General features: G+C 63.8%; 11 protein-coding genes. 7 read left to right on the forward strand and 4 right to left on the reverse strand.

Annotated features, from left to right (window positions below):
• Positions 1 to 160 precede the first annotated feature (160 nt).
• The 3 genes from GM79_RS07615 to GM79_RS07625 are packed head-to-tail and all read left to right on the forward strand — an operon-like array spanning position 161 to position 5,860.
• Positions 161 to 1,795 (forward strand): BatA domain-containing protein, encoded by a 1,635-nt coding sequence (locus GM79_RS07615; protein ID WP_081867623.1) that lies wholly within the window; start codon positions 161 to 163, stop codon positions 1,793 to 1,795.
• Complete coding sequence (locus GM79_RS07620) at positions 1,792 to 4,053, forward strand: hypothetical protein (protein WP_035561721.1); 2,262 nt, start codon at positions 1,792 to 1,794, stop codon at positions 4,051 to 4,053. The genes GM79_RS07615 and GM79_RS07620 overlap by 4 nt, the downstream gene beginning before the upstream one ends.
• A 4-nt stretch (positions 4,054 to 4,057) precedes the next feature.
• Positions 4,058 to 5,860 (forward strand): hypothetical protein, encoded by a 1,803-nt coding sequence (locus GM79_RS07625; protein ID WP_035561724.1) that lies wholly within the window; start codon positions 4,058 to 4,060, stop codon positions 5,858 to 5,860.
• Positions 5,861 to 6,153: 293 nt separating this feature from the next.
• On the opposite strand, the gene GM79_RS07630 is transcribed toward GM79_RS07625, so the two are convergent.
• Both GM79_RS07630 and murI read right to left on the reverse strand, forming a co-directional pair.
• Positions 6,154 to 8,664 (reverse strand): IPT/TIG domain-containing protein, encoded by a 2,511-nt coding sequence (locus GM79_RS07630; RefSeq protein ID WP_035561727.1) that lies wholly within the window; start codon positions 8,662 to 8,664, stop codon positions 6,154 to 6,156.
• Positions 8,665 to 8,784: 120 nt separating this feature from the next.
• The gene (gene murI / locus GM79_RS07635) at positions 8,785 to 9,630 is read right to left on the reverse strand and encodes a glutamate racemase (protein ID WP_051718633.1); all 846 of its coding nucleotides are present in this window, start codon (positions 9,628 to 9,630) and stop codon (positions 8,785 to 8,787) included.
• 129 nt (positions 9,631 to 9,759) lie between these two features.
• Between murI and GM79_RS07640 the strand changes: the two genes are divergently transcribed.
• Positions 9,760 to 9,987: a hypothetical protein gene (locus tag GM79_RS07640; RefSeq protein ID WP_035561729.1), complete on the forward strand. Its 228-nt coding sequence runs from the start codon at positions 9,760 to 9,762 to the stop codon at positions 9,985 to 9,987.
• Between the two features lie 135 nt (positions 9,988 to 10,122).
• Here GM79_RS07640 and GM79_RS07645 read toward each other — a convergent pair whose 3' ends face one another.
• Complete coding sequence (locus GM79_RS07645; protein WP_035561790.1) at positions 10,123 to 10,824, reverse strand: arylesterase; 702 nt, start codon at positions 10,822 to 10,824, stop codon at positions 10,123 to 10,125.
• A 236-nt stretch (positions 10,825 to 11,060) separates the two neighbouring features.
• On the opposite strand from GM79_RS07645, the gene GM79_RS07650 reads away from it, so the two are divergent.
• Together GM79_RS07650 and GM79_RS07655 are read left to right on the forward strand one after the other, a co-directional pair.
• Complete coding sequence (locus GM79_RS07650) at positions 11,061 to 11,762, forward strand: ABC transporter ATP-binding protein (protein ID WP_035561793.1); 702 nt, start codon at positions 11,061 to 11,063, stop codon at positions 11,760 to 11,762.
• Positions 11,743 to 14,298 carry an ABC transporter permease gene (locus GM79_RS07655; protein WP_051718635.1) on the forward strand — a complete coding sequence of 852 codons (2,556 nt, stop codon included), beginning with the start codon at positions 11,743 to 11,745 and terminating at the stop codon, positions 14,296 to 14,298. Before GM79_RS07650 ends, GM79_RS07655 begins: the two co-directional genes overlap by 20 nt.
• Before the next feature lie 78 nt (positions 14,299 to 14,376).
• On the opposite strand, the gene GM79_RS07660 is transcribed toward GM79_RS07655, so the two are convergent.
• Positions 14,377 to 14,994: an OmpA family protein gene (locus GM79_RS07660; protein ID WP_051718636.1), complete on the reverse strand. Its 618-nt coding sequence runs from the start codon at positions 14,992 to 14,994 to the stop codon at positions 14,377 to 14,379.
• Between the two features lie 248 nt (positions 14,995 to 15,242).
• Between GM79_RS07660 and GM79_RS07665 the strand changes: the two genes are divergently transcribed.
• Positions 15,243 to 18,068, forward strand: a complete 2,826-nt coding sequence (locus tag GM79_RS07665) for an alpha/beta hydrolase family protein (protein WP_035561732.1) — start codon at positions 15,243 to 15,245, stop codon at positions 18,066 to 18,068.
• Positions 18,069 to 18,134 lie beyond the last annotated feature (66 nt).

The raw sequence follows: 18,134 nt of genomic DNA on the forward strand, positions 1-18,134 counted from the left end.
TATTTTTGAAGCATTCTTATCTCCAGAATGCTTCGCACTAAGTAGGATTACCCGGTGGTAAGATGCGTGGGCTGCTGATTTGCGCCCGCCCTTTTCAGGCTGGTTGCAATTGTCGGAACATTTCCGCGTCCCTGTTCTGATTCCATACTAAACCCACCTTTTGTTCACGCTTCTCACCCCTTCTGCCCTATTGGCCCTGTTGGGACTGTTGGTGCCAGTGGCCATTCACCTATGGAACCGCCGACCGGGCCGCGAAATAGCAGTGGGCAGCTTGCGCTGGCTGGCCGCTGGCGCCAACCGCCGCCTGCGCAACCTGAAGCCCGAGCAGCTCTGGCTGCTGCTGCTGCGGGCCACGCTGCTGGCCGTGCTGGCCGTGGTGCTGGCGGGCCCGGTGTGGCAGCAAGCGCAGCCCGCCGGCCGGGGCCAGGTGCTGGTGAGTCCGAAGCTGATTGGAACTCCCGCATTAGGTGCATTGCGGCCTGCTATCGATTCGCTGGGGCGGCGCGGCTACGCGCTACGGTGGCTGGCTGCGGACTTCCCCAAAATGTCGCCGGCTGCTTTATGGGCTGATTCCGTGGGGCAGCGCGACAGCGCACGGGCACTGACAGCTGCTACTAAAACCGCTGGCCAGCAGCACTGGAGCCGGGTGCAGCAGGCCACCCAGACGTTTGCCGGCCAGCCGCTTTACGTGCTTACTCCAGCTACTTTGCGGGATTTTGGCGGCACGCAGCCGCACCTCCCCGCCACCGTGACGTGGCAGCCGCTGCCCACCGGAGCCTCCGATACCTGGCTCCAGGCCGCTGCCGTGCGAGGCGACAGCCTGCGCTTATTAGTAGGAAAAAGCAGCGAATCGCAAACTTCTTTCCGAATCACTTCCGTGGCGCGCCCCCGGCCGGGCGGCGTGGTGCGGGTGGCCGGCTTGCCCGCGTTGCAGGTGGTAGCCGGAGCAGCGGGCGACCAGCTCCGGCCCCTTACGCCCACTGCTGATACTGCGGCTCAAGCCATTGCCATCCGCTCCCAGCCGATTAGAATAGTCATTTACGCGACCCCAGCTTACGCGGCCGATGCCCGCTACCTACAGGCCGGGTTGCGGGCCGCGTCCGTGGGCTTGCTTGCCCCATTGGCCCTCAGCACCACCGCCAGCCTGCCGGGCGCGACCAACCCGCCGGACTGGCTTTTTTGGCTGGGCGATACTCCTTTGCCGACCGCCTGGACCTCGGCGATGAACCAGGGCACGCAAATCTGGCGGGAAACAGCCGGGCCCGGCACTGCCGACCAGGCGCGGCTAACCGTGACCAGCGCGGACGAGGTGCCGGCCACTATTTTTCGGCGCGGGCCTTCGGTAGCCGACTCGAACGTCGGCGCCGCGTACCCGGTTTGGACCGATGGCCGGGGCCGCCCGGTGCTGGCGCGGCAGCCGCAGGGCCAGGGCGCGTTGTACTCCTTGGCCACACGCCTCAGCCCTACCTGGAGCGATTTGGCCGATAATCCGACTTTCCCAGCCCGGCTCCTGGCCCTGCTGCAACCCGAAATGACCGACGCAGGCGCCCGGCCCCGCACGCCGCTCGATGCAGCGCTGGCGGCCCATGACCAGCGCGCCCTCGACCCCGCGCAGCTTCAGCTAGCCGGCACAACTCCGGCGGCGACGGCCAGCGCGGTTGCCGTTGAGCGTCCGGGCTTGCGCCAAACTGATTTGCGGCCCTGGCTGGTGCTGGCCGCCCTGTTGCTTTTTGCCTTTGAACGCCTGCTGGCCCATCGCCGGGAATCCCAGAGCTTAACCACTACTGCCTTATGAGTGCGCCGGTCGCCCCTTTCCTGGCCGCAGATTTAGCGCCGGCCCGCCAGCTGCTGCAAGGCGTTGGGCGCAGCTGGGGTTGGCGGCGAGCCGCTGCCGTCCTGCTCCCGGCCACGGCCGGGGCGTTGCTGCTGGTGGTATTGAGCCAGCATTGGCCGGCGGCGCGGTTGGTCTGGATGAGTCTGGCCGCGCTCAGCTTGCTTTTCGCGGCCTGGCGGCTCTGGCCCTTGCGCCGGATTAGCCCCACCACCGTGGCGCCGTTGCTGGACCGGCAATTTCCCGAGCTGGAAGACAGCGCTGGCCTGCTGCTAAAATCAACCGAAAGCCTGAACCTGCTGGAGGCGTTGCAGCAGAACCGCGTGGCCCAACGCCTGGAGGCACTCCGGGCGGCGGGGAATTTGTTGTTGCCGGTGGCTTTTCGGCGCGCGCTGCTGCTTACCGCCGGGCTGCTGGCGGCCGCGGCCGTGGTGTGGTGGCTGCCAGCGCCGGCGCTTCCGCAGAATAAATCCGGAGAAGTAACGGTGCGTTTTCCCAATAAGCCACCCGTGGTGGCTGGCCAGAAACCGGTCAGCATCGTAGGTACGCGACTGTGGGTGACCCCCCCGGCCTACACGCGGCAGGCGGCTTTTGCGCCCGCGCAGGCGTCGTTTCAGTGCCCGCAGGGGGCACGGGTGCGCTGGCAGGTGCGGGTGAGCGGGCCCGGCCCGGCGGCGCCTGAGGTAGAGCTGGGCCGGCGCCGGATTCGCATGCAGCCGGTAGCGGGGCAGGCCAACCTGTTTTTTGCCGAGCAGACGCTCGCCACTTCCGCCCTGTATCGCCTGCGTTTCGCGGGCACGGTTTCCGATGATTATGCCATTGACGTCCGGGCCGACCAGGCACCGGTGGTACGCATTCAAACGCCCAGGCCCTACACGCTGGTGGAATTTGGCATGCGCCCTGATTTGCCGGTACGCGCCACCGTGCGCGACGACTACGGCCTGAGCCGCGCCGAGCTGGTGATTACCGTGGCGCAGGGCGAGGGCGAGGCCGTGAAATTCCGGGAAGTGCGGCGCGATTTGAGTGCCGCGCTGGGCGGGCAGCCGGCTCAAACCAGCCTGAGCAGCCAGCTCAACCTGCCCCAACTGGGCCTCACTTACGGCGACGAGCTGTACTTCTACATCACGGCCCGCGACAACGCTGGCCACTCCTCGCGCACCGATTCGTACCTGGTGCAGTGGCAGGATACCGCCGTGGCCGACAGTCCCACCGACATGGGCATGGGCATAAAAGTGGCGCCCGCCTACTTCCGCAGCCAGCGTCAAATCATCATCGACACCGAGAAACTGATTGCCGAAAAACCCAGACTCGACGCCGCTACCGTGGCCACCCGCGCCAATAATCTGGGTTTCGACCAGCAGTCGCTGCGCCTGCGCTACGGCAAATTTATGGGCGAAGAAGTAGGCGGCAGCATGGGGCCCAGCGCCCCGCGTTCGCCCATTGCCGAGGATGAGGAGGAAAAAGAAGGTGACCACGACGAGCATGCGGGAGAGTCGGCCGAGGAACACCACGACCATGCCACCGCCCCGGCCTCGTCGGCCAAAGCCTCCCCTACCGCCGCCACCGACGAGCTGATGGAAGCCTACGTGCACAAGCACGACGACTCCGAAACTGCCGACTTTCTGGAGCCGGTCGTGAAGGCCAAGCTGCGCATCGTGCTCGACCAGATGTGGGCCGCCGAGCTGCGCCTGCGCACCGGCCAGCTCGCCGCCGCGCTGCCCTACGAGTACAAGGCCCTGCGGCTGCTGAAGGAAGTACAGCAGCAAACCCGCGCCTACGTCAAAAAGGCCGGCTTCGTGCTCCAGCCCCTGCCCGAAGCCACCTTGCGCCTCACCGGCGACCTGGCGGGCGCGGCCGTGCCCCAGCGACAGCAAAATGTGCCCACTCCCGCGGCCCAGCCCGCAGTACGGGCGGCGCTCCGCTGGCTGGCAACCACTCCCGCTTTGGCCAAAACCAACCCGGCCGATGTCCGGGTGCTGGAGCAGGCGGGCCCGGCCCTGGCCGGTGCGGCGCTGCAGCGGCCGGGCGTGTACCTGCCCGCTTTGCGCGCGCTGCGGGAATTGGTGGCCGACGTGCGGGCGGGCCGACCGGCCTGCACCGCCTGCCGCGCCCCCGTGGAGCGAGCCCTCACCGACCTGCTGGCCGCCGCCCCCGCCGCCCCGTTGGCCCCGCCGGCCCCCAACCGCCTGGCCCGACGCTACTTTCAGGAATTAACCCGCTAGTATTTTGCTTTTTACGCCCTCCGGTTCTTCGGCTTACTACATCCTGCTGGCTTGCTGCCTGGCGCTGGGCATTGGGCTGGTGGTGCTGGCGTGGCGGCGGCAGCGGCAGCGCTGGGCCCGGATGGCAGCCGGAGCACTGGCGGCCACGGCCCTTTGGCTGCTGGCTTTCCCGCCGATGCGCCAGTTACCGGCGGCGCGCGCCCAAGCCATTGTGCTCACCGAAGGCTACCACCCCGACACCCTACGGCAGCTGGTGCGCCAGCTTGGAGCGGGCACGCCCCTGTGGTATTTCGGGCCGGGCAAGGCACCCGCCCAGGCCCGCCCGCTCGCCAGCCTGCTCACTCTCACCGAGCAGCGGCCCGCGCTCAAACGGCTGCACCTGGTGGGGCGCGGGGTGGCCGCAGCCGACTTGCCAGCCCTGGGTAGCCTCGCTGTGCAGTGGCACGCGGCGGCAGCTTTCACGGGCATCAAAACCGCTTTGTGGAATCAAAAGCTGGCCTTGGGCGAAGCCCTGTGGGTTGAAGGAATCGTGGCGTTGCCCAAAACTGGTGTGCCCGCCTGGGTCTGCCTGCGCGCGGCGGGTACCGTGCGCGATTCGGTGCGGTTGGCGGCGGGCGGCGGCGCGTTTCGGCTGCGCTACCAGCCCAAGGCAGCGGGACTGGCGCGCTACGCGCTGGAGCTACGCCGCGACGGCCAGCTGCTAACCACCGAGCCCGTGCCGGTCGAGATTACCACGTCCGATTTGCCAGCGGTTTTGCTGCTGACTGCCACGCCTTCATTTGAATTCAAATTCCTGAAAAACTACCTGGGCGAGGCCCACTACCCGGTAGCCCTGCGCACCACCGTCAGCCGGGGCATGGTGCAGACCGACTTTGTCAATCAGCCGAAAAAGGCGCTCAACCGCCTTACGCCAGCTTTATTAAGTAATTATGCCTTAGTGGTTGCTGATGCCGCCACACTGGCCGGCCTGGCGGGGGCCGAAGCGCAGGCGCTGCAGGCTGCCATCGGGGCGGGCCGGCTCGGGCTGGTGGTGCTGGCCGAGGCCACACCCCTGCCCCGCACGGTTCCCATGCGAACGGATTTTGCCATTTTGCCCCGGGCGGCGGCCCAGGCCGTGCCTCAAGTACTAACGTGGCCCGACGCCCCGGCGGAGGCGCGCACGGCTATTCCCGCGCAGCTGCGGCCGGCCCCGGCTTTGCGGTCGCTGGTTTCGGGGCCGGGTCAGGCGCTGCTGGCTGCCAGCCGGCGCGCGGGTTTGGGTTTCGTGGTCGTATCGGTGGTGCCCGAAACATTCCGCTGGGCGCTGCAAGGGCAGTCAGCTGTTTATGCCTCGTTTTGGAACCGGCTGCTGACGGCGGCGACCCCACCGGCGCAACCGGCTGCAACCTGGCATGCCGGTGCCCGCTGGCCCCGCCCGCTGCGTCCGCTAACGTTGCATTTGGCTGCTACTTTGCCCGAAGTGCAACCTACCATCAGCCTGGCTGCAAGTGGTGTTGCGGTACGACTGGCTTTGCGCCAGGACTCGCGCTTGCCGGAGTGGAGCACCGGGCTTTTCTGGCCTTCCGCTGCCGGTTGGCATCAGGTACGGGGACCAGGACGCACCGTCCACAGCTTTTATGTCTTCCCGGATTCGGCCTGGCAAGGGCCCGAATTGCAGCAGCGCCAGCAAGCCGTAACGCAATACGCCGCTCAAGCTCAGGCGGCGCCCCAGCCTACCGACACCATCCAGGTGCCCTGGCCGGCGGCGTGGTTCTTCGGCTTGTTCCTACTGGCTGCCGGTTACCTCTGGCTCGAAGAAAAGCTCTGATACGCTTTAAGCCATAAGCTGCAAGCCGCAAGCTTTCATTTTGATTAGCAATTGGTTGCCAGCCATTCAAGGTGAGTTTTCTTTTATACAACTGCTTAAATCCGCTGACGCACGTTTCCAACGCCCTGCCGCCTTATCCTGAGCCAATGGCTCCAAGCCAGTGGCAGCTTGTCGGAGACGCACGCCAGCCTCTCGTACTATTCATGGCATAAAAAAAGCTCCTGCCGTGGCAGGAGCTTTTTTTTATTTAAACACTGCCCGCACCTGAAATGGTGAGGGTGGCGTTTGGCAAACTAGTTTTTCTGCACGCGGCGCACGGCGGTTACCGCGCCCTGGCGTACTTCCAACAGGTACACACCGGCAGCCAGGCTGGCGGGCAGTTCCATTTGCTGGTTGGCAGCGAGGGCAGCAGGAGCCACCACCACACGGCCGGTGAGGTCGCGCAGGGCAACCGTGGCGGCGCCGGCTTTCGGCAGCGCTACCGTGATGCGGTCGGTGGCTGGGTTTGGCGACACCGTCAGGCCGGGCATGGCCTTGCTGGCGTTGGTAGCCGAGGCCACGAAATCCGTGATGCTGATATCATCAATGCTGATACGCGGAATTGTGGTAGTAGCCGTCGTGGTGTTGGAGATGCGGAAACGCACGTTGCCGGTCTGGTTCACCGTGAAGGTGTAGGGCGTGAGCGTGGTCGTGAGCGCAGCCGGCGCGCCGGGTACGGTGGTAAAGGTCGCGCCGCCATCGGTCGATATAGCAAGGATGAACGAGGAAGCAGCATCAATGCCGTATTGGCCGGCATTTACCGTTACCACACCAGCCCCGTTCGCCTTATCAAAGTCCATGCGGATGAAACCGGCGCGGATACGGGCTGATTTCAGGCCGTTGAACCGGTCCGAGAAGGAAGAGCCGATGAGGGCATCAGAGAAGGTCCAAGCACCGCTGGCGAGGGTAACCGAAGCGGCCGCATAGCCGCCTTTGGTACCGGTTTCGAAGTCTTCGAAAGCACCGGCGGTGCTGGGGTTCGAGACGGTGAAGGTGAAGGCGTTGGACGTAACAGTGCCATTGCTCACCGAAACCGGATAGTTGCCGGCCGTCGTCAGCGCACTGGCGGGGATGGTCACCATCAGGGTAGTAGCCGTGCTGCTGGTCTGGGTGTAGCTCACGCTGTTAAAGTTGACCGTGGAAGTGGGCGTGAAGCCCGTACCGGTGATGGTCAAAACTACATCGGGGCCACCGGCCACCTGGGCGTTGGGCGCAAGGGCTGTGATGGCGGGCGGCGTTACCGGGGCCGTTACCGTGAATGCGGTTGGGCTGGTAGCGGTACCGCCGGCCGTGGTCACGACAATGGTACCGCTGGTAGCAGCAGCAGGCACATCAAACGTAATCAAAGTAGCGCTCACGACCACGAAGTTGGTGACGGCCGTGCCGTTGAGCGTGGCACCGGTAGCGCCGGTGAAGTTGGTGCCGGTCACGGTTACTGACGTGCCAACGGGGCCGGAATCCGGCGTGAAGCTGGTGATGGTGGGCGTGGGCGCGGCCACGGCCGTTACCGTACCCACAACGGCCACGTTGGCAGTGGTAGCGCCAGTGCTGGCCACGGTCAGGTTGCCGGCGAAGGCGCCAACCGCAGCGCCGGTGAGGCGCACGTAAACGAGCGTATTAGCAGCCGTACCGGCCGTTTGGGCCACCGTCACGGAAGAAGCAAAATCAGTGGTAGCGCTCAGCGAAACCTCGTAGCCGGTGGGGGCCGTCACCACGACATCAGCCGTGAGCGTGGTGCCGCCTACCGTTACAGTTTGGGTGGCCGAGGGCGTGCCCACGACGGCGGTGAAGGCCGTGAGCGTGGTTGGGGTAGCCGTAACCGTGGCCGTAGCGGCGGTGCCGCAGGCATTGATGTTCAGCGGCGCATCGGTAGCGGTGAGGACCACGGGAGTAGTACCACCGGAAGGATTTACGGTATTAGCACCGCTGGGCCAGATGCCGTCGGCATCAGAGGCGCAGCCCACCACGGTACCATCCACCACGGAGCGCTGCTCCACGCGGAGTACCTTACCAGCCGAGTTGGGCTCGAGCGTAGTCCAATCGCCGGCCGTGGTCGAGTACGCCGCAGGTACGCTGGCAATGGTAGCACCAATCGCCTCCACTACCGTTACGCCCAGAGGACGGCCGGTACCGGCCACGTTATCGTATACAGCCACCAGGTTTTTGGGGGTTGCCGCCGAGCTGCCTTTCAACACGGTGGCATCGGTGGCGGTAGCGCCGGTGCCCAGCGCCAGTACGGTCATGGTCTGGTTCAGCGCAAGGCGCTTTTCCACCACGGTCGGGGTAGCATCAGGAGCCAGTACAATGGTCATGTACACTTGGTTGCCGGGCGTAAAGCGAGCATTACCGGTGTTTACGAAGCCAAACCAGCCGGTGTAGCTGCCAGCAGCATTGGTGGTAAAAGTGGCGTAGCCGCCGGCCATGGTCAGGCTGGCCGAGGTAGAGTAAGCATAGGTGGTGGCAGCGGGGGTGGCCCCCGGCGTAATCAGAAGCGGGTTACCGGCACCGGTCACAGCGCCACCCAGGTCGGTGCTGATGCCGGCCTGGTTGTAGTAGCGATACAATGTACTGGGAGTAAGGTTACTCACCGTGGCCCGGTACAGGACCGGCAGCCGGGTAGCAGTGCCGCTGCTAGTATACTGGGGCACCACCAGACCGGTAAAATCAGCCTGGGTCAGGTTTTGGGCGAAACTGGCCAAGGGCAGCGCCAGGGCTATCAGGGCCAGCAGGGTGCGCCGCCAGAGAGGAGTATTTTGTTTAATCATGAGAGTTGGTAAAATGGTGAATTGAATCAGGAAACACTACCGGCAAAGCTACGGCCATTCGACGAAAGCCAGCGGCCAGCAGCAGGTTATAAGATAATCATCAGTGCAAACCTGCGGGCATTACTCCCAGAGCGGATAGTGCTCCAAATGCACTTCCTTCCCGAAAAACAGCCGCGTGCTTTCCTCAAAGGAGCGGGTGAAATCCGACACGTAGAAATGGTGGACCGGGGCCGCGCCGGCGGTCGGGGCCAGCAAGCCGTGCGCCGCCAGATACGCCTCGGCGTCGGCGGCCACCACGTCGGAGGCGTCGAGCACATCCACACGGCCGGCGTAGTAGCGCGCAATCTGCTCCTTGATAAGCGGGTAGTGCGTGCAGGCCAGCACCAGCGCGCCGATGCCGGCCAGGGCGGCGTGGCCGAGATAAGCGGCAATAATATCGTCGCTGATGGAGTTCTTGAAGAAGCCTTCCTCTATCATAGGTACCAACAACGGCGTGGCCAGCGACTGCAAATCCACGCCGGCGTCGAGGTCGTCCACCTTCTTCTTATACACGTTGGAGTTCACCGTCTGCTTCGTGCCGATGAGGCCCACGCGGCGGCCGGCGTAGGCGCGGCCCAAATGCGCCACAATGGGGTCGATAACGTTGAGCACCCGCGCCTTGGAGCCCACGTACTCGCGCACCAGCTCGTAGGCCGCAGCCGAGGCTGAGTTGCAGGCAATCATTATCAGCTTGCACTTTTGGCGCAGCAGCAGGTCGCAAATCTTAACGGAGTACGCCTGAATGGCGGCGGCGCTTTTGTCGCCGTAGGGCAGGTGGGCGGTGTCGCCGAAGTACACGATGCGCTCGTGGGGCAGGCGCCGGGCCACGGCGCGGGCCACCGTGAGCCCGCCAATGCCGGAATCGAACATGCCAATGGGCCGGGTATCCGTGGCTGAAGCAAAGGGCGTGGGCGTGGGGGTAGTCATACGGCAAAGGTAGGAGCCGGGCGTGGCGAGCCGGCCACGGATATTGCCGGCTACTGAGAACCACGGTCGGCTCCCGGTATCATTGAAAATATTCTATATTTCGCGTCCCACCTGAAAATCTCAATTCCCATGAGCACCATCCTGGCCGAAATTGACCACGCCCTGGCCGAACACGACCCCAGCCGGGGCAGACCCGTGGCCATCTACCTCGGCGAGCGCAAGCTCACCCAACTCACGCTCGACGCGGCCCGCGGCCCCCTCCCCGACCTCAGCACCGACGACGGCCGGCCCCTCGCCTACCGCAACCTGGAGCTGCTGCGCGACGAGGTGGATGTAAACGGCCTGCGGGTGATATAGAAGCTATTTGGTTTGAAAACCAGCAAACGTATTTTTCCGGTCATGCTGAGCTTGTCGAAGCATGGCCCGCAAGGGGCTCGACTGTTTTTGGTTAAGCAGTATACCAACAGTCTGTTTACTCAGTCGCTCAGTCACTTATTCGCTCACAAGGAGCGGCTGGAGCACGGCCCACACGTTGCGCGCCAGCAGACGGTGCCCGGCCGGGGTTGGGTGGATGCCATCGGGCTGGTTCAGGCGGCGGTCGCCACCTACGCCTTCGAGCAGAAAGGGAATGAGCACGAGTTTGTTCTTGGTGGCTAATTCCTGGTAAAGGGCTTTGAAATCGGCGGCGTAAGCGGCCCCAAGGTTGGGCGGAATCTGCATGCCGGCCAGTACGATTTGGACGCCGGGGCTGCGGCGGCGCACCGTGTCGATGATGCCTTGCAGGTTGCGGCGCGTGGCGGTGAGCGGCAGGCCGCGCAGGCCGTCGTTGCCGCCCAGCTCCAGCACAAACACATCCACGGGCTGACGCAGCACCCAGCCCACGCGACTGCGGCCGCCGGCCGTGGTTTCGCCACTCAGGCCGGCATTGACGATGGTATAGCCCAGGCCCAGGGAATCAATTTTCTCGCCTATCAGAGCCGGAAACGCTTCTTCGGGCTCCACGCCATAGCCGGCCGTCAGGCTGTTGCCGAAGAACAGCACCCGCTTTTGACCGGCCTTAGCTGGCTCATTGGCAGCAGCTTGAGTGGCTGAAGCAGCAGTCTGGGCCACGGGTGCCGTGGTGGTTGGACTGGAATCGCAGGCGCCGAGAATCAAGACTGAAAGCGCGGCGAAGGGGAGGCGGAAGAAATTCATGGGCAGCATTTTGGGCACGAAACCATAAAGGCGGAAAATAAAGCGAAGGTTTTGGCGTCTTCCCTGGTCGGGGGCAACGCCCGCCGGTCCGGTTACGTGCGGCGGGCGGTTACCGTTAGTTTTCGCGAATTGCTGGCTTGGGCGGACCAATTCTCCCCAAACCTTGTTTTACCGGCGCCGGATTTCGCGCAATTTCGGTATTCCGCCTCCCCTTTCTATTGTTCAAAAAACCCTGCATGAGTATTTTAAAAGTCGATAACCTTACCAAAACCTACGCCAGCGCCGGGCACGAGCTCACGGTGCTGCAAGCCGTCAGCTTCGAGCTGACGGCGGGCGATACCTTCGCCATTGTGGGTCCCTCGGGCTCGGGCAAAACCACGCTCCTGGGCCTGTGCGCCGGCCTTGACCGCGCCACTTCGGGCAGCGTGTGGGTGAAAGGCATTCAGCTTGATAGCCTGAGCGAAGACCAGCGGGCGGCCGTGCGGAGCGAGCACGTGGGCTTTATCTTCCAGAACTTCCAGCTCCTGCCCACGCTCACGGCGCTTGAAAACGTGCTGGTGCCGCTGGAGCTGCGCGGGCAGCGCGGCGCCGCCAAAACGGCCCTGGCCCTGCTCGACCGCGTGGGGCTGGCCGACCGCGCCGCGCACTACCCGGCCCAGCTCTCGGGCGGCGAGCAGCAGCGCGTGTCATTGGCCCGCGCCTTCGCCAACCGCCCCGCGCTGCTTTTTGCCGATGAGCCCACCGGCAACCTCGACCCCGACACCAGCGAGCGGGTAGTGAACCTGCTCTTCGAATTGAACCGGGAAGCCGGCACCACCCTCGTGCTCGTAACCCACGACCTGGACCTGGCCGCCCGCACCCAACGCACCCTGCGCCTGCGCGGCGGCGCCGTGCTGGCCGATTCCCGCAACGCGGCTCATGACCGGGCCAATGCGTAGCGCGGGGCCGGGTTTGAGCTGGCTGCTGCGCATGGCATGGCGCGACAGCCGCCGCAGCCGGGCCCGGCTGCTGCTCTTCATGGCGAGCATTGTGCTGGGCATCGCGGCGCTGGTGGGCATCAATTCGTTTGGTGATAACCTGGCGCGCAGCATCGACGAGCAGGCGCGGGAGCTGCTAGGGGCCGACCTGGTGCTGTCGGCCAACCAGCCATTTGCCCAGGAGCTGGAGCCGGCTTTGCAGAAGATGGGGCAGGCCCAAATTCAGGAAATCAGCTTTGCCTCGCTGGCCGAGTTCCGGCCCGGCCGGGGCGTGCGGCTGGTGCAGGTGCGCGCCCGTAGCGGCGGCTTTTTCTACGGCAACTGGAAGACCGAGCCCCGCAGCGCGGCCCAGCAGTTTGCCCGGCCAGACGCCGCCCCCGGCGCCCTGGTCGACGACGTGCTGCTGGCCCAGTTTGGGGCCAAAATCGGCGATTCAGTACAGGTGGGACAGATTACGCTGCCCATTGTGGGGCGGGTGCTGAAGACGCCGGGGCAGTCGGGCTTTAGCAGCGCGGTGGCGCCCACGGTATTCATTCCGGCCAGTTTGGTGGCCAATACGGGACTGGTGCAGCGCGGCAGCCGGGTGCAGTACAAACGCGCGTACCGCTTCGCCCCCGGTACCGACGTGGCGGCCGTTATCAAACTCCTGCAAGAGCGCCTCGACAAAGCCGACATCGATACCGACACCGTGGCGGAGCGCCAGCGACAGCTGGGCCGCTCCTTCGCCGACCTCACCCGCTACCTGAGCCTGGTGGCGTTTGTGGCGCTGCTGCTGGGCTGCGTGGGCGTGGCCAGCGCCGTGAACCTGTACGTGCGCGAAAAGCTGGCCGCTGTGGCCGTGCTACGCTGTCTGGGCGCCAGCGGCCGGCAGGCGCTGCTCATTTACCTGCTGCAAACGGCCGGCCTGGGGCTGGTGGGCGCGGTGCTGGGGGCCGCGCTCGGGGCCGCCGTGCAGGGGCTGCTGCCGCGGGTGCTGGGCGATTTCCTGCCCGTCACCATCGATATGAGCGTGTCGTGGCCGGCCGTGGGCACGGGCCTGGTAACGGGCCTGCTGATGGCGGTGCTCTTTACGCTGCTGCCGCTGCTCAGCATCCGGCGGGTGTCGCCGCTGCGGGTGCTGCGGGCGGCTTTTGAGGACGATACCGCCGCGCCCGACCCGGCGCGCGGCCTCGTACTGAGTGCCATCGGCTTGTTTATTCTAGGGTTTGCCTACAGCCAAACCCGCGACTGGAAGCTCACGCTGGGCTTTGGGGCCGGACTGCTGGCGGCGTTTGCCGCGCTGGCGGGCCTGGGCCGCCTGCTGATGGCTTCGGTGCGGCGCTTTTTTCCGGCGGGCTGGGGCTACGCTTGGCGCCAGGGTCTGGCCAACTTGTATCGCCCCCAAAACCAAACGCTTACCCTGATTACATCCATCGGACTGGGCACGTTCTTGCTCGCCACGCTATTTCTGACGCAGGCGCTGTTGCTGGGCCGGGTGCAGCTGGCCAGCACCGGCTCGCAGGCCAATCTGGTGTTGTTTGATATTCAGAGTGAGCAGGTGGCCGGGGTCGAAAACCTGTTGCGGGCGCAGCGGCTGCCGGTGCTGCTGCGAGTGCCCATCGTCACCATGCGCTTGGCCGCCATCAACGGCCGTTCCGCGGCTGCGCTGAAAAAGGATACCACCAGCGGCATTCCGCCCTGGGTGCTTTCCCGCGAATACCGCGTGACTTATCGCGACTCCCTCAACCCTTCCGAAAAGCTGCTGGCGGGCGTCGCGCCCGGCCGCCGACCCGATGGCACGCCCCTTATTTCGGTGGACGGCGGCTATCTGGAGCGGGCTAAACTCAAGCTGGGCGACACCCTGGATTTCAACGTGCAGGGCGCGCCGCTGCGTACCATCGTGGGCGGCACCCGTGAGATTGACCGCAGCCGGGTCGAGCCCAGCTTTTTGGTGCTGTTTCCGGCCGGCGTGCTGGAGCAGGCGCCGCAATTCCACGTGCTGCTCACGCGCACCGACAGCACGGCGGCCCTGGCGGCGGTGCAGCAGGCGCTGGTGCGGCAGTTTCCCAACGTGTCGGCCATCGACCTGAACCTGATACTGCAAACCCTGGACGACATTGTGGGCAAAATCTCCTTCGTTATCCGCTTCATGGCCGGTTTCAGCATCCTCACTGGCTTGCTGGTACTCAGCAGCTCGGTGGTTATCAGCCGTTACCAGCGGGTGCGCGAAAGCGTGCTGCTACGTACGCTGGGCGCCAGCCGCGCCCAGATTTTGCGCATCACACTAATCGAATACGGCCTGCTGGGGCTGATGGCCTCGCTGGCCGGCATTCTGCTGGCGGTGCTGGCGGCCTGGGCGCTCGCGTTCTGGGTGTTTGAAGTTGGCTTTGGCGCGGCGGTGCTGCCTCTGCTGGGTTTGGCCGCGCTGGTTACGGCACTTACCGCCGGTATTGGCCTCTTCAACAGCCGCGACGTGCTGCGCCGCTCGCCGCTGGAAGTACTGCGCGCGGAGGGATGATTCCCAACCCGAGCAAATACAAAAAGGGCCGGATGCTAACGCGTAGCATCCGGCCCTTTCATATAAAATCTATGTGGACTACTTGGTCCGCACCGCGATTTCGACGCGGCGGTTTTCCTGACGGCCGCTGGCGGTGGCGTTCGTGGCCACGGGCTGGGCTTCGCCCATGGGCTCCACAGTCAGGCGAGATGCGTCAATTTTGCCGTTGGCCACCAGGTAGTTTTTCACGGCTTCGGCGCGCTGCTCGCTGAGCTCTTTATTGTAGCTTTTATCGCCGCGCGAATCGGCAAAACCCATCACGCGCACCTGGCCCTGGCCGTAGCGCTTGCCAATAGAACCGGTAATCTGGTCGAGGGCGGCCGCAGCGGTAGGTTTAATGGCAGCTTTGTCGGTATCGAAAAGCACGGTTTCGTCCACGCTGTATACGTTGTAGTTCTCATCGCCGCGCACGGTAACGTCGCTGCCGGTGATTTCGTCGTATTTCACGTCAGCCAGCTTGGCCTTGGTCATGTCCCAGGCATTGTCGACGGCTGCGGCGCCCTCGGCAGCCATGCCAGCGGCGGTCTGGCCATTACTGGCCATCACGGCCGTATCCTGACCGGCTTCGCTGAGCTGGTCTTTGGTGTTAGATTGTGAGGTTTCGCAGCTGGACAGCAGGGCGGCGGCGGCGAATAGGGAAAGAAGGTGCTTGTGCATGGTGAAAGAGGGAATGTGAAGATAATAGTACCCATACGGTTTCAGTGCTGGTGGGTTATGGCCGCACGCACGGCCTCTGTTTACGGAGCAGGTTAATTTTTACGCGGTAGCCTCAGCGCTGAACGTGGATTGGGTCGGCCCACCTTCGTCTTGCCTGCTGACTTCAGGCTTGTCTTTTTTCGTCCTAACCAATTTACTTTCCGCTGGTTTTTTCCCGGACGTACATTTGGATATAATCCCTACTTCCTATGACCAAGCTGCTATTTCTCTTTGCCTGCCTCGTTTGCCTACAGCCTGCCTCGGCGCAGCAGGCGCCCAAAAAGCCCCTCGACCACACCGTTTACGACCGGTGGGAAAGCGTCGCCAACCAGAAAATCAGCAACAACGGCAAGTACGTGCTCTACCAGGTGAAGCCTCAGCAGGGCGATGGCGTGCTGTACATTAAAACGGCCGGCAACCGCACATTGCGACAAATCAGCCGCGGCGATTCGGCCGTATTTTCGGCCGATTCCAAGTATGCCGTTTTCCAGATAAAGCCGCTGTACCAGGACGTGCGGCAGGCCAAAATCAAGAAGAAAAAGCCCGAGGACATGCCCAAGGATTCCCTGGGAATTTATGCCCTGGAAACTGGCAAGCTCACCAAATACGCCAACGTGAAGTCGTTTCAGCTAGCCGAAAAGGCCTCGGTGCTGGCCTTTCTGGCTACCAAGCCATTGCTGAAAGACGACAAAACCAAAGCCCCGACCGATACGCTTAAGAAGCTCACCGATGACCTGCTTGACGCCAAGAAAGCCGGCGCCACACTCACCGTTATCAGTCTGCCCACGGGCAAGGCCCGCGAGTTTGCGTCGGTCACGGACTACCAGCTCAGCAAGCTGGGCAACAAAACAGCCTTTGCGGTGGCGGCACCCAAGAAAAGCAAGTCCGTAACATCAGGGTTGTTCGTGTTCGACCTGGCTTCCGGCAGTGTGAAGAAGCAGAGCACGGGCAAGGGCACCTACAAGAACCTGGCCTTCGACGATGCCGGCCGGCAGCTGGCCTTCACCGCCGAAAAGCACCCCGAAAAAGCCCTGGTGAAGCCGTTCAGCCTGTACTATTCGGACTTCACGAAGGACTCGGCCGCCACCCTCATGCGGCCCAGCGACAAGGCTCTGAAAACGGGCTGGTCGCCGAGCGGATTCGGCAAAATCGTGTTCAGCGAAAACGGCGAGAAGCTGTTTTTCGGCACCGCGCCCGACCCCATTCCGCAAGACACCACGCTGGTGGAATTTGAGCACGCCAAGCTGGATATCTGGAACTACAAGGACGACTACCTGCAGCCCACGCAGCTCAAGAACCTGAAAAAAGACCTGCAGCGCAACTACCTGGCCGTTATTTACCCCCGGCAGGCCAACAAATTCGTGCAGCTGGAAGACGAGTACCTGCGCGATTCGTACCTGGCCGAAAACACCAACGCCGAGTACGTGCTGGCCGTGACCGACACCGCCAAGCGCATTGCCGCGCAGTGGGAAGGCGGCACCCGCAAGCAAGCCTACCTGGTTTCGACGCGCACCGGCCAGCGCATCGCCATCAACCCCACGGCGGCCAAAAGCCGCTTCCAGCTCTCGCCCCACGGCGACTACGCCCTGTGGTACGACGACGCGGCCAAGGCGTGGTTTTCCTTCGCGGCGGCCACTCGCAAAGTCACCAACCTGACTGGCAAAACCGGCGTGTCCTTCACCGACGAGGAAAATGACTCGCCCACCGACCCCGAGGCCTACGGCGTGGCCGCCTGGACCAAAGACGACGCCGCCGTGCTGCTGTTTGACCGCTACGACATCTGGAAAGTGAACCCCCAAACCGGCACCGCCGTGAACTTCACCAACGGCCTGGGCCGGGCCAATAAGCTGATTTTCCGCTACCGCATGCCGGTCGAAAAACAGAAATTTATCGAGCCAAAGGACGAGCTGCTGCTGCTGGCTCAAAATGACGTGACCAAGGAATGGGGCTACTACCAAAAGGCCCTTAGCAGCACCAAAGCGCCGCAACGCTTGGCCATGGGCAAGTTTAGCTATTCGCCGCTGCTGCGGGCCAAAAACGCTGATGTGCTGCTCTACACCAAGGCCAACGTGAGCATGTCGCCCGACGTGTACGTGAGCCGCGACTTTGGCAAGGAAACCAAGCTGAGTGCCATCAATGCCCAGCAACAGGACTACAACTGGTTCACGGCCGAGCTGGTGCACTGGACCACGCCCAAGGGCTACAAGGCCACCGGCGTGCTCTACAAGCCCGAGAATTTCGACCCCGCCAAAAAGTACCCCATGGTGTCGTATTTCTACGAAAAGCTCTCGGATGGGCTTTACAAATACACGGCCCCCGCGCCCACCCCTTCGCGGCTTGACATTGCTATGTTTGCCAGCAACGGCTACCTGGTGTTCACGCCCGACATCAGCTACACAATTGGCGAGCCCGGCCCGTCGGCCGTGGAGTTCATCAACTCGGGCGTAGAGGAATTGAAGAAAAATAGCTGGGTCGATGGTGCCCGCATCGGCATTCAGGGCCAGAGCTGGGGCGGCTACCAGGTGGCCTACCTCATCACCCAAACCAACATGTACGCCGCCGCCTGGGCCGGCGCCCCCGTCGTGAACATGACCTCGGCTTACGGCGGCATCCGCTGGGAATCGGGCGTGAGCCGGCAGTTCCAGTACGAGCGCACCCAGAGCCGCATCGGCGGCACGCTCTGGGAAAAGCCCGACCTCTACATCCGCAACTCGCCGCTGTTCCAGCTGCCCAAGGTGCAAACGCCCGTGGTCATCATGTCGAACGACGCCGACGGGGCCGTGCCGTGGTACCAGGGCATCGAAATGTTCACCGACCTGCGCCGCCTGGGCAAGCCCGTGTGGCTGCTGCAATACAACGGCGAAGCCCACAACTTGGTGAAGCGCGAAAACCGCAAGGACATCTCCATCCGCGAGCTGCAGTTTTTCGACCACTACCTCAAAGGCGCGCCAGCCCCCGAGTGGCTCTCCACCGGCGTACCCGCCGTGGAAAAAGGGAGGAACTGGGGATTTGAAACGGTGCGCGCCAACCCCTAGCGCCGTCCCTTCCGGTACCCCAACCCCTAGCCCCTTCCCCTCCGGGGGAAGGGGGACTAGTTTTTA

It is taken from the genome of Hymenobacter sp. IS2118, assembly GCF_000715495.1.
Classification (GTDB): domain Bacteria; phylum Bacteroidota; class Bacteroidia; order Cytophagales; family Hymenobacteraceae; genus Hymenobacter.

What these genes read in the sequence shown, in the direction of transcription:
- GM79_RS07620 (WP_035561721.1), top strand. Translation starts at nt 1,792, where the DNA reads ATGAGTGCGCCGGTCGCCCCTTTCCTGGCCGCAGATTTAGCGCCGGCC.
- GM79_RS07630 (WP_035561727.1), bottom strand. Translation starts at nt 8,664, where the DNA reads ATGATTAAACAAAATACTCCTCTCTGGCGGCGCACCCTGCTGGCCCTG.
- murI (WP_051718633.1), bottom strand. Translation starts at nt 9,630, where the DNA reads ATGACTACCCCCACGCCCACGCCCTTTGCTTCAGCCACGGATACCCGG.
- GM79_RS07640 (WP_035561729.1), top strand. Translation starts at nt 9,760, where the DNA reads ATGAGCACCATCCTGGCCGAAATTGACCACGCCCTGGCCGAACACGAC.
- GM79_RS07645 (WP_035561790.1), bottom strand. Translation starts at nt 10,824, where the DNA reads ATGAATTTCTTCCGCCTCCCCTTCGCCGCGCTTTCAGTCTTGATTCTC.
- GM79_RS07650 (WP_035561793.1), top strand. Translation starts at nt 11,061, where the DNA reads ATGAGTATTTTAAAAGTCGATAACCTTACCAAAACCTACGCCAGCGCC.
- GM79_RS07655 (WP_051718635.1), top strand. Translation starts at nt 11,743, where the DNA reads ATGACCGGGCCAATGCGTAGCGCGGGGCCGGGTTTGAGCTGGCTGCTG.
- GM79_RS07660 (WP_051718636.1), bottom strand. Translation starts at nt 14,994, where the DNA reads ATGCACAAGCACCTTCTTTCCCTATTCGCCGCCGCCGCCCTGCTGTCC.
- GM79_RS07665 (WP_035561732.1), top strand. Translation starts at nt 15,243, where the DNA reads ATGACCAAGCTGCTATTTCTCTTTGCCTGCCTCGTTTGCCTACAGCCT.